This is a genomic window from Ruegeria sp. G10, assembly GCF_056533645.1.
On record NZ_JBQFOQ010000020.1, the window covers coordinates 19,704 to 35,095 of the forward strand.

Sequence of the window (15,392 nt, forward strand, 5' to 3'; positions counted from 1 at the left end):
TCAGACAATTGACGTCCCCCTGTCAGCGGTTTCGCGCAATGCAGCGAAGCACGCCGCTGCCATACATTCGCAAAAATTTGCAAAAAGAGGAGAGTTTGAACCCATGGCAATCGAACTGAAACTCAATGGTCAGACCCATACCGTCGAGGCCGAACCCGGTACACCGCTTTTGTGGGTCATCCGGGATGAGCTGAAGTTGACGGGTACCAAGTTCGGATGCGGCGTAGCGTCGTGCGGAGCCTGCACGGTTCACATGAATGGTGAGCCGATCCGGTCTTGCCAGACGTACATTGAGGACGTCGAAGACGCCGAAATCACCACCATCGAGGTTATCGATCAGGACAAGATCGGCGCGGCTGTGCAGCAGGCGTGGCTTGAGTTGGATGTGGTTCAGTGCGGCTATTGCCAATCCGGTCAGATCATGAATGCGGTTGGTTTGCTGCGCGAGAACGGCAAGCCCACGGCAGAAGATGTCGACGAATACATGCATGGAAACGCCTGCCGCTGCGCCACTTACCAGCGCATTCGTGCCGGAGTTCTGCGCGCATCCGAGATTTTGGAGGTCTAAGACAAATGACAGCTGATTTTTCCCGCCGCGGGTTCCTGAAATCCGCCGCCGCCGCCGCGACGATCCTGTATGTTGGCACCAATGCCAAAGGCGCGATGGCCGCGTCCGCTCAGCCGGACGCGATGCTGAACCCGTTCGTCAAGATTGACAGCAATGGCAACGTGGTCGCGATTGTAAAGCACTTTGAAAAAGGGCAGGGGCCTGCTACCGGCCTGACCTCGCTGATTGCCGAAGAATTGGGTGTCACGATGGAGCAGATCGGCTACGAATTCGCGCCGTCTGACCCGAACGTCTACAATAACACCCTGTTCGGCCCGTTTCAGGGTACCGGCGGCTCTACCGCGATGGCGAATTCATGGATGCAGTATCGGACCGCTGGTGCGAATGCCCGCGAGATGCTGATCAAAGCGGCGGCTGAGGCCTGGGGGGTCCAGCCTGACGCGCTGGATATTCAGCAGGGTATGATCACAGGTGCTGGCAAGTCGGCCCCTTTGGGGACTTTCGTCGCTGCCGCAGCCAGCTTTGCACCGTCCGAGACGCCGCGCCTGCGCGACCCGTCCGAATGGAAGATCATCGGCAATCCGGATACGCGCCGCAAGGACAGCCCGGTCAAGGTCAATGGCGCTGCCAAGTTTGCCATGGATATACATCTGGACAATCAAATGGTCGTTATGGTCAAGCGAACCCCGCAGCGCGGCGGCACTGTTGCGGGTTTTGACGACAGCGCCTCCAAAGAGGTGAAAGGCTTTATCATGGCCCAAACGCTGCCGACCAAACATGGCGTTGCAGTCTATGCCGAAAACACCTGGGCCGCGATGCTAGCGCGGGAGGCGTTGGATGTAGAATGGGACCTCTCGGCTGCGGAAACCCGGTCCTCGCAGGAAATCCGGGACGAGATCATGGCGGCGCTGGACGCGGCACCGACCTACAATGTCAACAAAGCGGATCAGGCGGCGGTTGCCGCTGCAGTGGATAGCGCTGCGACGGTGGTAGAGAAGACCTTTTATTTCCCGTTGTTGGCACATGCCCCGATGGAGCCCTTGAATTGTACCATCGAGCAGACCGCCGAAGGTGACATCGTGCTGCACGATGGTGCCCAGATGCCGACCGGTCCCCACATGGCCTATCAGCAGATTTTCGATCTGCCCGCAGAGAAGATCCACATCAATACCATGCTGGCCGGGGGCTCATTCGGGCGCCGCGCGACACCGGATGCGGATTATCAGGTTGAGGCTGCGCTGGCCTTCGTGCTGACTGATCGGACGCGCCCGGTCAAACTGGTCTGGGATCGCGAGGACGATATCCGCGGCGGATATTATCGCCCCGCCTTCGGTCACAAGGTGCGGGTGGGTCTGGACGAGACCGGTGCCATCGTAGGTTGGCAGCATCAAGTGGCCGGTCAGCCGGTAATCAAAGGCACCCCTTTCGAGGCCGTGCTGGTCCATGACGGCATAGACCATTCCAGTGTCGAGGGTCTGGCAGACAGCCCCTATGCGATCCCGGGTATGGCTGTGGGCCTGACGGATACCGAAAAGGCGACCTCTGTGTTGTGGTGGCGCTCGGTTGGTCATACGCATACCGGCTATGTTATGGAAGTTATGATGGACATGGCCGCAAAGGCGACAGGTCAGGACCCGGTCGCATTCCGCCTTGCGTATCTGAGCGGCGAAGACACCGATCAGGCTCGCAAGGCCGGTGTGCTCAAACTCGCGGCTGAGAAAGGCAATTGGGGCAGCCCCGCACCTGGAAACGTGCAGGGTGTGGCGGTGCACAAATCCTTTGGGTCATACGTGGCCGAGGTGGTCGAGGTTTCAGGAAATCTGGATGATGGCATCCGAATTGAGAAAGTGACCGCAGCCGTCGATTGTGGTATCGCGGTCAATCCGGACGTGATCAAGGCCCAGATCGAAGGTGGCATTGGTTATGGGATCGGCCATGCGATGCGGGATCAGATCACGCTGGATGGCGGCGTGGTCGAACAATCCAACTTTCCCGATTATGAGCCACTGCGGATCTCGGATATCCAAGCGATTGAAACCCATATCGTGCCTTCGGATCACGCGCCCACCGGCATCGGCGAACCCGGAACACCGCCCGCTGCTCCGGCGTTGGCCAATGCCATCGCCGAGCTGGACCTGCGGGTTTCCGAGCTGCCGATGAACGAAAACGGCGTCTATTTCGTTTGACCAAACGGCTGTATCGCAGGCCTCCAGCGCTGCGGTACAGCCCGCCTCATGGACGACAGAAAGCCACTGGTGGTGCGAAAAAGCAAAGCCGAAGTCTTCACCCCAGCAGGCGACATGCGTTGTTGAGTTTTTTTGATCCGGGTGATGTGCGATGTCGTTTCCTGCAAACGGGTTTCGGGAATCGTCAAGTTTGTCACGGTCAAAGCTGAGAAGATCGTGGAAACTGCTGGAGAAACCTGATGACGACAGAAACGGTGACCCGGTCCCGATCGGGCGGTCGGTCGGCCCGCCGCGCTATCCGAACTGCCCCCAAGTTTGACATGCTTCCGGGCCTGACGCGCGGTATACCACTGTGCGAAGTGATGGATCCGGCGCATGTCGAACGGATCGATGCGGCCTCGATGGATATTCTCGAGAATGTTGGTGTTCAGTTTCGTGACCCGATTGCGCTGGAAGACTGGAAGAAAGCCGGCGCCAAGGTGGAAGGCGAACTCGTCTTCCTTGACCGGGAGATGGTGCGCGAACTGATCGCAACTATCCCGTCGAGTTTTACTTATCACGCGCGCGACCCGGCAAAGAACGTTCGGTTGGGTGGAAATCACTCGATCTTTGTGCCGATGACCGGCGCGCCTTTTCTGCGTGATCTTGATGACGTGCGCCGCAACCCGACGCTGGACGATCTGGCAATGTTCCACAAACTGGCGCACATGATGCCAGCGCTGCATTCCTCGGCGCATCATATTGTCGAGCCCTATGATCACCCCATCAGCCAGCGACATCTGCGGATCACCTATTCATCCATGAAGCACTCGGACAAGACCTTCATGGGCATGACCACCTCGCCCAAGAACGCCGAAGATGTGATGGAGATGTGCGCGATCCTGTTTGGCGAAAAGTACCTTGAGGATCATCCGGTGACCACGGGCAACTGCAACGGAAACTCTCCGCTGGTTTGGGATGAGACAATGCTCGGTGCAATGCGGGCCTTTTGCCGTCGCAATCAGCCGGTTCTGTGCTCGCCGTTTGTGCTGGGTGGGGCAAATACGCCCGCTAGCGTACCCGCTACGGTGGCGCAGCTAAATGCAGAAGCGCTGAGCGCATTGGCTTATACACAGGTCATCCGGCGCGGAGCGCCTGCCATCTACGGGCACTATCTTTCCACGGTGTCGATGAAGTCTGGCGCGCCCATGGCTGGCACGCCCGAGATCAGTTTGATGAACTTCATGATTGGCCAAATGGCACGGTTCTATGACGTGCCATGGCGCACTTCGAACACATTGGGTGGCGCCAAGACGTTTGACGCGCAAGCCGGATACGAATCCGCCACCACCCTGAGCGCTGTGATCCACTCTGGGGCAAATTACATCTGGCACTCGGCCGGCTGGAATGAGGCCGGGATGCATTGTTCTGTCGCCAAGTTCATCGTCGATGCCGAGCAATGTGCGATGGCCTATCGCATGGCGGAAGGCCCCAAATGGCATGATTTTGATCAGGCGGTGGCGGCAGTTCCTGATGTCGGGCCGGGGGGTCATTATCTGGGCCATCCGCACACGCAGGAGAACTTTCAACAGGCTTTCTTCATGCCGGACCTGTTCGACAACAACTCGATCGAGCAATGGCAGGCCGAGGGAAGCGTCGAGGTCACTGAACGTGCGCTCAAACATGCGCGTAAGCTCTTGGCCGAGTATCAGGAGCCGAAGCTGGACGAAGCCAAGAACGAAGAGCTATTGGACTATATTGCGCGCCGAGAACGTGAAATCCCCGCCGCAGATGAGTTGAATCAGACCTATTGAAGCGGCGGTTTTCCGTTTTACTGGCCCATCTCTGTTTTGAGATGGGTCTTTTGTTTTTCTGGTTGTATTGGACAGGGTCGGATGACGGGAAAAACGCCGCCCGTTACGGGGCGGCGTTTCCTGGTTTTTTAGCGGTGCCGAGGCAGCTTATTCGGCGGCTTGAGCCGCAGTGTCACCTCTTTTGTCACGCAGACCATCGCGATAAAGCGCTTTGCCCAGTGATATCATCATAAGGCCCATCACCATGGTGAAGGGTAGGGCCCCGATGATCATCGCGTTGCGCAATGCGTCCAGCGGGTTGTTTTCGCCCGCAGCAAGGATCAGCGCGCCGATCACAGCGGTCAGGATCAGACCCCAGATGATGCGGTGCTTGACACCAGTCTCCTGGCTGCCGCCCGACATGATGGTGTTCATCACAAGGATGCCCGAGTCCGCAGAGGTCACGAGGAAGGTCATGATCAGGATCACACACATCACGTTCAGCATCGACAGCAGACCGCCATCGATCATGTAGGACAGCGTCACGAACAGCTTGTTGGTGTTCGATGCCCCGATGATCGCGCCACCAGCTTCACCCGCCAGTTCCAGATCAATCGCGGTGCCACCCAGAACGGTCATCCATGCGAAACACACCAGCGCCGGTGCAAAGACACAGCCCAGGATGAATTCGCGCACGGTGCGGCCCTTCGAGATGCGCGCCAGGAACAGGCCCACAAACGGCGAGAACGCGATCCACCAGGCCCAGTAGAACGTGGTCCAGCCGGACTGCCAGCCAAACTGACGACCCTGCTCACCTGCGGCATATGCGGCGGCCAGCGTCGCCTCATCCAGTTCTGCTGCCGCGCCTTCCAGACCGCTCTTGAAGCCGTCAAAGCTGCCCCAGGCATTGGTTGCGCCGCCCATCAGAGCCTCTGCATGCGCCTGTGCTTCGGCAGGTAGAGCTGCCGCGAACGCTTCGGACGACAGCGGGCCATATGCGCTGAAGCTCAGAGAGATGAAGTGCAGGATGTAGTCGACCATCGCCGTGCCATAGGTGGTCATGGCGAAAACGAACGAGCCGAATACGACAAATGTGCCCAGAAGGATGATCGACAAAACCAGGTTCAGGTTCGACAGGTACTTAACGCCGCGGCCAACACCCGACACAGCCGAGATGATCGACAGCGTCATGATGGTTACCAAGCCAGCGATCAGGCCGACTTTGGATGGGGTCGGAACTTCGCCGCCCAGATCCATCACCCATTCCATGCCGGTGATCGCATAGACACCGTCAATGAACTGGCTGATGCCATAGCCGATCGTCACCGACACACCCAGAATGGTTGCCACAACGCCCAGCACGTCGACAACGTGGCCCAGAAAGCCGTTCATCAGCTTGCCGAACAAGGGTGTCAGGGCGGATCGAATGGTCAGTGGCATGTCGCGGGTGTAGGCGTAGTAGGCCAGCGACAAACCGGTGATCACATAGATCGCCCATGCGTGAAAGCCGTAGTGCAAATAGGTGTAGCGATAAGCGGACTGGATTGCTTCGGGCTCGTTGCCCGGCACGTCGCCTGCGACCACCACGGGGTTCGAGCCCCACAGCCCCAGAGGCTCGGCGGTCGCGAACACCATCAGGCCGACGCCCAGACCAGCACCAAACATCATCGAGAACCAGGAGAAGTTCGAAAACTCCGGCTTTTCGCCCGGTGTACCCATGATCCGTTTGCCCGTGCCGGGGATGATCGCCACAGCGGCCAGAAAGAAGAAAAACAGCCCTACGATGATGACGTAGAAGCTGTTGAAGCTTTCAAGCAGACGGCCGTTCAGGCTGCCCAGCGTGCCATTTGCGTTGGCCGGAAACACCAGGGCCCATAGCACCAGACCAACCATGATCGCCTTACTGATCAGTGCAATGGGTACGCTGTAGTTCTCATAAAAACCGCCATCCGCAGTTTTTATGTCCAGATCTGTAAATGGTTCTTTTATCGACATCTAATTCCTCCCGTGTCGCGTTCGGTCGCCATTCGATGGCTATTCTTGTTGGCATGATTGCACAGCAGTCTTATTCTTCGGATGCTTTCCATTCCTTCCATCTTAGGACGACATTTGCTCCGATCTCCCGAAAGGGTTGCGGTGGCAGCTGTTTCGGTCTGTCTTCGGAACCGAAGTGTTCGATAATGTCCGATTTATGATTGCAGGCAAGCTCGGCCGCGGCAATACCTGTCAACGTGCCGCGTGCGGTCCCCAGCCCGTTTTGGACGCAACCAGAGTAGACACCACGATCAATTTCCCGTGTAACCGAGACGCCATTGAGGCTGAGGCACAGATGTCCGGCCCATTGGTATTCCATCTGGGTCCCGGCCAACTGTGGAAAACGTTGGTCAAACTTGCGCCGCATAACCCGACCGGCGCGCTTTAGATCTTTGCCGGAAGAGGCCATGCCCGGACGCAGGGCCGCGCAGGTTCGTGTGATGATCCGGTTCCCACCCTGTCTGGTATCGATGCGGCGCATTGTTGTGCCCATGGGATCCGATGGCGTCACGCCCCAGCGCGGGTGGCCACCCAGTTTCTTCAACGCATCTGTATCCAGCGCGGGTGTCATCGCCGCAAACAAGAATAGCTGCATCAGGCGGTTGCGCGCGATACCAAAGCTTTCCAGATGGCCGTTGACAGTTAGGATTACCTTCGCGGCCGTGACCACTCCTTTTTCCGTTTTCACGCACCAGTTATCGACGGCGCGTTCAAAGCCAAGGACAGGGCTGTTCTCAAACATACGCACGCCCTGTCCGGCCAGACCATCGGCCAACCCGCGTATGTAGCCAGCGGGCTGCAACATGACCGTCCCGGACGTGTAAAGCCCCGAGCGATAGTGGCGCGAGCCCGTCAACTCGTGCATCTGTTGCGCATCCAAAGTCTGGCTGTCTTCATCCAGCGTCGCCAGATGCTGCGCATAGCTTTTGTTATGTGCTTCGGCGATTGCACTGGCCGCACCATTGACCTTGCCCGCTTCGTCAAAGAAATTCGGATCGATCTGGTATTCCTCAACCGCTGTACGCGCAAAACTGATCGCATGACGGTTCAGTGCGATTACCTTGCGGTCGTCACCGCCGCCCGAATAGTCTTCCGACGCCAGGTCGTGGGGCAGATCAATCATAAAGCCCGAGTTGCGGCCTGCGGCACCTTCCGCGATACGTCCGGCCTCGATAACGGCCACGCTGGCCTCGGGTTGCAGTTGCAGGATGCGACGGGCAGCGGATAGGCCTGCAAACCCTGCTCCGATGATCGCAAAGTCAGCGCGCTGATTGTCCTCAAGCACCGTTGCCGGAGCCTGGCCGCCCAATATGGCGTTCCATGCTGCAGGTCCGCGGTGAACCGGCAGCGATTTCGCGGTGTACCGCATTAACTCACGGCCTCATCAGCGTCATCGGAAAGATCAATCCAGATCGTTTTCAGTTGGGTGTACTGATCATGGGCGTGAATCGAGTTGTCGCGACCACCAAAACCCGACTGTTTATAGCCTCCAAACGGCGTCGTGATGTCGCCCTCGCCAAAGCTGTTAACTGTCACAGTTCCTGCGCGCAGGGCCCGTGCGCCACGGATGGCGCGTTTTGCATTGGCAGTGAAAATCGACGCGCACAGTCCGTAATCGGTGTCATTTGCAACTGAAATCACCTCGTCGAATCCCGTGACTTCGATGACCGATAATACCGGTCCAAAAATCTCTTCGCGCGCCAGAATTGAAGTGTTGTCAGGCACTTCGACGACAGTCGCCTCGACAAAGCCATTGTCTGCATGCCCCCCGATGATCACAGTGTCGACCTGTTCAAGATAGCTGCGCACTTTGTTGTAGTGTCCTTCCGAGACCAAGGCCCCCATGCGGGTTTCGGGGTCCAGCGGGTCGCCGATGTTCCAATGCTTGGTATGGTGCGCGATTCGCTGCAGCAATTCAGTCTTCACTTTCCTGTGTACGATCAGCCGCGAACTGGCCGAGCAGTTCTCGCCCATGTTCCAGAACGCACCATTGACCAGATGATGGGCCACGCGATCCAGATTCTCGGCGTCGTCCATCACAATGGCGGGGTTCTTGCCCCCCATCTCAAGCACGACCTCCTTCGCATTCGACTCTGCCGAATAGGTCAGAAACCGCTTGCCCGTCACGGTCGAGCCGGTGAATGAGACCACGTCGATATCCATGTGACGCCCGATTGGCTCGCCCACATCGGCCCCACCGCCGGGGACGATGTTCAGCACGCCAGCCGGGACGCCCGCCTCCATCGCCAGTTCGGCCACACGCAGCGCCGTCAGCGTGGTTTCGACAGCCGGTTTAACAACCAACGAACATCCGGCGGCCAGGGCCGGGCCGATCTTCCATGCCAGCATCAGCAGCGGGAAGTTCCACGGCAGCACAAGCCCCACGACGCCAATCGGTTCACGCACGACCATGGCGATGTGATCGTCAGACGCGGGTGAGACCTGATCATAGATCTTGTCGATCGCCTCGGCGTGCCATTTCAGGCAGTGGATGGTTTCGGGCACGTCGACAGTTTCGCAGTCAAAGATCGTCTTGCCGCTGTCGATGCTCTCCATCACGGCCAATTCGCGCGCGTTGCGGGTCATCAGTTTGCACAGCCGGATCAGCACATCTTTGCGCTCGGACGGGTGGAGCTTTGACCAGCGGCCATCCTCGAAGGCTTCGCGCGCCTTTTCCACCGCGAAATCGACGTCTTCGGCACTGCAGGCGGCGATCTCGGCCAGAGTCTCGCTTGTGGCCGGGTTGGTGCTAGTAAAGGTCTTGCCCGACATTGCCGGGCGGAAGCTGCCATCGATGAAAGCGCCAGTGGGCAGGTCCAGATCTGCTGCGATGGATTTGTACTCGTCCTGTGTCAGCAAGCTCATGCCTTATCCCTCCGCCACGATATCTGCGATTTTGCGTTTCAACACGCGGGTCACCTGTTCCAGCGCGCGTTTGTCATCTTTGTTCAACCCGCGCAGCGGGGGGCGCATGATGCCAGCGTCTATGCCGTTCATGGTGACACCATGTTTGATGGTCTGGATGAACTTGCCACCCTGTTCCAGCACATGCATCAGCGGTAGCATCGCGCTCATGATGCGGCGGCCCTTGTCGAAATTGCCCTCGACAACGCAGGCGTTGTACAACGCCACGTGTTCCGCAGGCAGGAAGTTCGATCCACCACAGACCCAGAAGGGCGCGCCCCAGGCAAAGAATTCCAGCGCCTGATCATCCATGCCGCAACCCAGCTGAATATGCGGATAGTCGCGCGCCAGCAGATGCACCCGGTTGATATCGCCCGAGCTTTCTTTGATGCCGCAGAAGTTCCGGCTACGGCCCACACGGTCCAGAAACTCCTCACCCATCATGGTGCCGGTGCGGTGAGGGTAGTTATACAGCATCACCGGCAGATCGGCGGCCTTGTCGATGGCCAGCGCATTCAAGGCGTTTTCCCGGTCGGTCGGTACTGAATAGGCCGGGCTGGCCAGCAGGATCGAATCCGCGCCGATCTCGCGCGCGCCCGCAGCCAGTGCGATCGAGTCCGGCGTCATCATCGCACCCGTGCCCACCACCAGAGGCAAACGTCCCTTGAGGCGCTCGTGGGTGAACCTTGCGACCTCAAGGCGCTCGGCGACGGTCTGAGCATAGTTCTCGCCGGTTGAGCCGCCCGAGATCAGACCGTGCACACCGTTTTCGATCAGGTAGTCGATCACGTCCGACAAGGCGTCCCAATTGACGCTGCCATCCTCGTAATATGGGGTCACGACGGGCGTGTAGATCCCTTCAAATCTGAACAGGGGAGTCATTTACATCCTCATGCAGGGGTTTTTCGCGCCACTGTGCCCAGCGGCAGGTCAAGCCCGGCAGGCGTGACAAACAGCTCGATCTGGTCGCGTGAGAGGTTCCAGTGATCGATGGCCAGCTGCGCAGCAGCCGCCTCATCACCCGCCTCGATGGCGGTGATGATGGCGTCGTGCTGGGCGCTGGCTTGCGACAGGTTCTCGGCCATCGATGCATCCTGTGGCCGATAAAAGGTCATTCCGATTCGGGCGTGGTCGATCAGCAGGCGTTTGAAAGACGGCTGCAGATACACATTGTCGGCCATGTCACCGGTGATCTCGTGGAACCGGTTGTTGGCCAACGCGCGCTCCGCACTCGACCCAGATCGCAGCGCGGTTCTGAATGCGTCCTGCGATTGTTTCAGGTGCTCAATTTGCGCAGGCTTGGCATTTTTTGCGGCCAGTTGAAGGATCGCCCCATAAATCATTGGTGCGGCCAGAAAGAAATCGCGCAGTGTTGTGTATGACATGCCAGACACGCGCGCACCGCGGTTTTCGCGCAGCTCGACATAGCCTTCGCCCGCAAGCTGCCGGAACACCTCGCGCAGCGGGGTGCGTGAAACTTCAAACTCTTCAGAAAGCGAGGCCTCATCAAGATCTACGCCCGGGCTGAGCGTCAGTGTCAGGATTGAAGTTTTCAGATGATCATAAAGCTCTGACTTCCGGCGCCGGGCTGCATCTTTCATCAAATTACTCCGCTGCGAACGCGCAATCACTTCCATTCGTTCGGTGCGGCCTTACAAGAAAATTCAAATTGTGTACAATAAAAAAAATATGCAGTATGCAATTTGATCACGATAGAAATACGCAGACAATTGCTCGGCTCGAGTCATGGCTGGCTTTGGCGCGCAATCGGAACTCTGGTACGAAGGTAAAGATGTCCAAGCCACAGCATTTCGCATTTTTGCTGATAGAAGAGTTTTCGCACCTGGCCTTTTCCTGCGCGGTCGAGCCGCTAAGGATTGCCAATCTGTTGCAGGGCGAAGATCTGTACGAGTGGTCAATCCTGTCCGAGAATGCAGAGCGGGTGACCTGTTCCAACGGCATCGTTACGCTTGTCGATGGCGGTATCGCGAAAATTCCCAAATGCGACAGGCTGTTCGTGCTGTCCGGGATCAATATGCGAAACCATGTAACCCGCCCGCTGTCGGCTGCTCTGCGGCGCGAGCGGGCGCTGGGGACTCCAATCGGAGCGCTCTGCTCCGGCTCATGGCTGTTGGCAGAGGCCGGTTTTCTGGACGGGTGCGAGGCGGCAATCCACTGGGAATACCATGACAGCTTTATGGAGGCCTTTCCCGAGGTCCGTCTTGTGCGCAGCGTGTTCACTGCAGACGGCAAGTATATCAGCGCCTCTGGTGGAACCGCGACGGCGGATCTGATGCTGCACCTGATCGAGCAGGATCATGGTCATGACCTGGCGGTCTCGATCTCTGATCAGATGGTTTACAACGCAGTACGCAATGCCACCGCTGAACAGCGTGTTTCATTGCAATCACGCAATGGAATGCGCAACGCACATCTGGCGAAGGCGATCCACATCATGGAACGCAGTATCGAAACGCCGATCTCGCCTACAGAAATTGCGGCCGACCTTGGCATCTCGACCCGTCAGCTTGAGCGATTGTTCGGCAAATTCCTCAACGCGTCGCCGAAAAAGTACTTTATGGAGATGCGGCTGGATCGGGCGCGGAAGCTCTTGTTGCAGACCGAAGCCTCGGTCACGGATGTCGCGATAGCCTGTGGGTTCGAAAACCCCGGCCATTTCTCGCGTGTGTATCGGGCATATTTCGGCATCACGCCTCAAATGCAGAAAAACAAGATCGATTGATATATTGCCACCTTTGTGTGGACTGGCATGCGCATTCGGGCATCCGCACTGTCACGATATGACCGAAAATCAGGATTTTTGAGCAATTCATTGGGCAATGGTGTGGGTATTATTGTAACCTGCCAACAAAAATGTGGACTTCTGCGCCCGTTTTGCTAAACCCGTCCGTCAAGGATGGACGGGAAGATGACGGATCAGATATCTCTCTCACCCCGTGAGATGCAATTGCTGGAAGCTTTGCGCAGCCTCGGTGGGGATGCGCGAAATGCAGAGCTGGCCAGTTTTCTGGATGTTTCTGAGGAAACGATCCGACGGACGGTCAAGTCCCTCTCGAAGCTTGGTCTTATTTCGCGTGCGCACGGGGCGGCGCGTCTGTCAGGCTCGCAATATGATGGGAACTACTTCCAGCGTCTGGGTGAGCACATCACCGAGAAGCAACAGATCGCCGAGGCGATCGTAAGACTTATCCCAGATGGTGCTTTTCTGTTTCTGGATGTCGGCAGCACCACCGCTTTCGTAACCGAGGCGCTGCGGGTCAAAAGCAATCTTCGCGTTGTGACCAATTCGTCCAAAGTTGCCCACAGTTTGGTGGGGCATCAGGGCAACCGGGTTTTCCTGCTGGGTGGCGAGATGCAAAGCGATAATCTGGGTGCATTTGGTTTTGTCGCGGAAAGTCAGGCGCGGCGCTATCTGTATGATTTCGCTATCCTCAGTGCGGATGCCCTGAATGCAAAAGCGGGCTTCATGTACCAGGACCCGGCGGAGGCCGAGCTGGCCTCGGTCGTTGCTGAACGGACCGAGCAGCTGATTGTGGCCATGGTTCATCAGAAGTTTGGTGCAGTGGCACCCCATCAGGGCTTCAACCCGCAACTTGTTGCAAAGCTGGTGAGCGACGCAACTCCGGGTAAGAAGCTGTCCGCAAAGCTTGAGCGTTGGCAGATCAAGGTGGAGGTTATCGGATGATGGTGCTGACCTCTCAAGGCGATCTTAACAAAATTCCCCCAGACCAGAAGACCCGCAGTCAAAACGGGCAGAAAGATAAAGCAGTATGGCAATTCTAATATTTTTGACACAACTGGCGGGGGCCACGATGCTTCTGCTGTTTGCTGTTCGTATGGTGCGCACCGGGATCGAACGCAGCTATGGCGCATCATTTCAGCGGGTGCTTACCCGCAATGACAGTATGCTGGGTGCCAGTCTTACAGGGATGGTTCTGGCGGTGGTCCTACAGAGTTCGGCCGCGGTTGCGTTGCTGTCTTCCGGCTTCGCAGCGGGGGGGTATCTGGCATTTCCGGCGGGTCTGGCAATTGTTTTGGGTGGCGATCTGGGCTCGGCGTTGGTGATCCAGATTTTGTCGTTCCGGCTGGACTGGTTGGTGCCGCTGCTGCTGGCCGTAGGTGGCTGGCTGTTCGTCAAGACCGAACGCAAGAAGCCGCGCCAGATCGGGCGCATCCTGATGGGTATCGCGTTCATTCTGATCTCTTTGCGATTTTTGCGCGAAGCGATGGACCCCATCCGCGACAGCGCGTTTTTGCCGGCAATTGCCGACTACCTTGTCCGCGACTATATCACCGCCTTTCTTGTGGGCGGTGCGTTGGCATTTGTTATGCACAGCTCGGTCGCGGCCATTCTGATGTGCGTCACGTTGGTGCAGATTGGCGCGTTACCTTTTTCGGCGGGCCTGTCGCTGGTCCTGGGTGCCAATCTGGGCAGTGCACTGATCCCGGTTTGGCTGACCCGCGGGATGGAGCCCTGCGCCCGGCGGATACCATTCGCGAATCTGGCGTTGAGGGGGGTCTGGGCCATACTGTGTCTGTTTACCGCCAATCTATCCCTGCGCGCCGGAGTGCTGAGCGGCGACTATCATGGTCAGATGCTTGTGAATGCACATCTTGCCTTCAATGCGTCGCTGCTGATCCTGTCGCTGCCGTTCTGTGCTTTGCTTCAGGCCCCGTTCCAGCGCATGTTCCCGGATGTGCCGCCCGAAGCGGGCACCGATCCCACAGCGCGCCCGATCAGCGCACTGGATCCGGAGTTGGCCGGCACTCCGGCACTGGCGGTTTCGGCGCTCAAACGCGAGCTTCTGCGGATGGCTGATCTGGTGCAAATGATGTTTAGCCCGTTGCTTGGGCTGTATCGCTCGGGTGATGCCGAGCAGATCGAAGCCGTGCGGGCGATTGATCTGGATGTGAACCAGTGCCTGACGGACATCCGAAGTTTCGTGGCGTCTTTGCCATCAGAAAAAATGGACTCGCGGCATTCAGATGAGGCGCGCGATGTGCTGGAATATGCGGTCAGGCTTGAAACTGCCGGTGATGTGGTGGCCAAGCGATTGACTGTACTGGCGGAAGAGCTGCAAGAGACCGGCAAGCAGTTTTCTCCCGAGGGCTGGTCCGAACTGCAGGAAATGCACGAGAAGATTCTGGCCAATCTGAAACTGGCGACCAATGTGATCCTCTCGGAAGATCTGGAAAGTGCCCGGTTGTTGAATTCGGAGAAGACGGAAATCAAACGTGCCGAACGTGACAGTCGAAAACGGCATTTCCGCCGACTGCAGAACGGTATGATCGATAGTTTCGAGACCAGCGATGTGCATCTCGAAACCTTGCGTGCCTTGCGTGAATTCAACAGCCATATCGCGGCCATTTCCACACCGATCCTGTACTCGAATGGTCAGTTGCTCGAGACACGGCTGATCGAGGATTTGCCGCCGCGTGAGCGCGAGGCGCAGACATGATCGTCTCAAATGATTCGCTAGAATCGTCCAAGGGCCCTTCTTTTTGGCTTCTGCGTCACAGTTTCGGTGGTCGTTTGGTACAGCGGCCAGCCACATGACCCTCGGCAGATTGCTGGGCAGAGGGTTAATTCGGAAACTGTCCAGGAAGGCGATCGCTATCGCTTTGGTTGAGCGGTCATAAGTTATTGATATGCAATATAATTAAGGTGCAAAAAGTTCTATAAGTTAATTTTATAATATAGTAGGTATTATCGATTTTAGTTTCTAGTTTCTGTCAAATTACTGTCATCTAAAATAAATAATCAAGCGCCCCGGAAGAATGGCGCGAGCGTCAAAATCAACTCAACAGAGGAAAACATGAAAAAAACCACGTCCAAGTTTGCAGCAATCGTCGCCGGTGCCCTGATGGCCACCGCAGCGGCCGCCGAAACCGAGCTGACCGTCTATA

The 15,392-nt window shown here is 57.4% G+C and carries 11 protein-coding genes; 6 read left to right on the top strand and 5 right to left on the bottom strand.

Annotated elements, in window-relative coordinates; translation table 11 throughout:
• The first annotated feature begins 103 nt into the window (after window positions 1-103).
• The 3 genes from ACR0KM_RS20535 (at window position 104) to ACR0KM_RS20545 (ending at window position 4,547) form a co-directional block, all read left to right on the top strand.
• Window positions 104-568 (top strand): (2Fe-2S)-binding protein, encoded by a 465-nt coding sequence (locus tag ACR0KM_RS20535; RefSeq protein ID WP_480858528.1) that lies wholly within the window; start codon window positions 104-106, stop codon window positions 566-568.
• Window positions 569-573: 5 nt separating this feature from the next.
• Window positions 574-2,754 (top strand): xanthine dehydrogenase family protein molybdopterin-binding subunit, encoded by a 2,181-nt coding sequence (locus ACR0KM_RS20540; protein ID WP_480858530.1) that lies wholly within the window; start codon window positions 574-576, stop codon window positions 2,752-2,754.
• 239 nt (window positions 2,755-2,993) lie between these two features.
• Window positions 2,994-4,547 carry a trimethylamine methyltransferase family protein gene (locus ACR0KM_RS20545; RefSeq protein ID WP_480858532.1) on the top strand — a complete coding sequence of 518 codons (1,554 nt, stop codon included), beginning with the start codon at window positions 2,994-2,996 and terminating at the stop codon, window positions 4,545-4,547.
• A gap of 147 nt (window positions 4,548-4,694) precedes the next feature.
• On the opposite strand, the gene ACR0KM_RS20550 is transcribed toward ACR0KM_RS20545, so the two are convergent.
• The 5 genes from ACR0KM_RS20550 to ACR0KM_RS20570 form a co-directional block, all read right to left on the bottom strand.
• Window positions 4,695-6,521 carry a BCCT family transporter gene (locus tag ACR0KM_RS20550; protein ID WP_480858534.1) on the bottom strand — a complete coding sequence of 609 codons (1,827 nt, stop codon included), beginning with the start codon at window positions 6,519-6,521 and terminating at the stop codon, window positions 4,695-4,697.
• 70 nt (window positions 6,522-6,591) lie between these two features.
• Window positions 6,592-7,929 (bottom strand): NAD(P)/FAD-dependent oxidoreductase, encoded by a 1,338-nt coding sequence (locus ACR0KM_RS20555; RefSeq protein ID WP_480858535.1) that lies wholly within the window; start codon window positions 7,927-7,929, stop codon window positions 6,592-6,594.
• Window positions 7,929-9,425 carry an aldehyde dehydrogenase gene (locus ACR0KM_RS20560; protein WP_480858537.1) on the bottom strand — a complete coding sequence of 499 codons (1,497 nt, stop codon included), beginning with the start codon at window positions 9,423-9,425 and terminating at the stop codon, window positions 7,929-7,931. Before ACR0KM_RS20560 ends, ACR0KM_RS20555 begins: the two co-directional genes overlap by 1 nt.
• 3 nt (window positions 9,426-9,428) lie before the next feature.
• Complete coding sequence (locus tag ACR0KM_RS20565) at window positions 9,429-10,346, bottom strand: dihydrodipicolinate synthase family protein (RefSeq protein ID WP_480820983.1); 918 nt, start codon at window positions 10,344-10,346, stop codon at window positions 9,429-9,431.
• A gap of 8 nt (window positions 10,347-10,354) precedes the next feature.
• Window positions 10,355-11,065 (bottom strand): GntR family transcriptional regulator, encoded by a 711-nt coding sequence (locus ACR0KM_RS20570; RefSeq protein ID WP_480858539.1) that lies wholly within the window; start codon window positions 11,063-11,065, stop codon window positions 10,355-10,357.
• 191 nt (window positions 11,066-11,256) lie between these two features.
• On the opposite strand from ACR0KM_RS20570, the gene ACR0KM_RS20575 reads away from it, so the two are divergent.
• From ACR0KM_RS20575 to ACR0KM_RS20585, 3 genes are all read left to right on the top strand, one after another.
• Complete coding sequence (locus ACR0KM_RS20575; protein ID WP_480858541.1) at window positions 11,257-12,207, top strand: GlxA family transcriptional regulator; 951 nt, start codon at window positions 11,257-11,259, stop codon at window positions 12,205-12,207.
• A gap of 186 nt (window positions 12,208-12,393) precedes the next feature.
• Entirely contained in the window at window positions 12,394-13,170 is a 777-nt protein-coding gene (locus ACR0KM_RS20580; protein WP_480858543.1) for a DeoR/GlpR family DNA-binding transcription regulator, read from the top strand.
• Between the two features lie 85 nt (window positions 13,171-13,255).
• Entirely contained in the window at window positions 13,256-14,944 is a 1,689-nt protein-coding gene (locus tag ACR0KM_RS20585; RefSeq protein WP_480858545.1) for a Na/Pi cotransporter family protein, read from the top strand.
• Window positions 14,945-15,392: the final 448 nt, after the last annotated feature.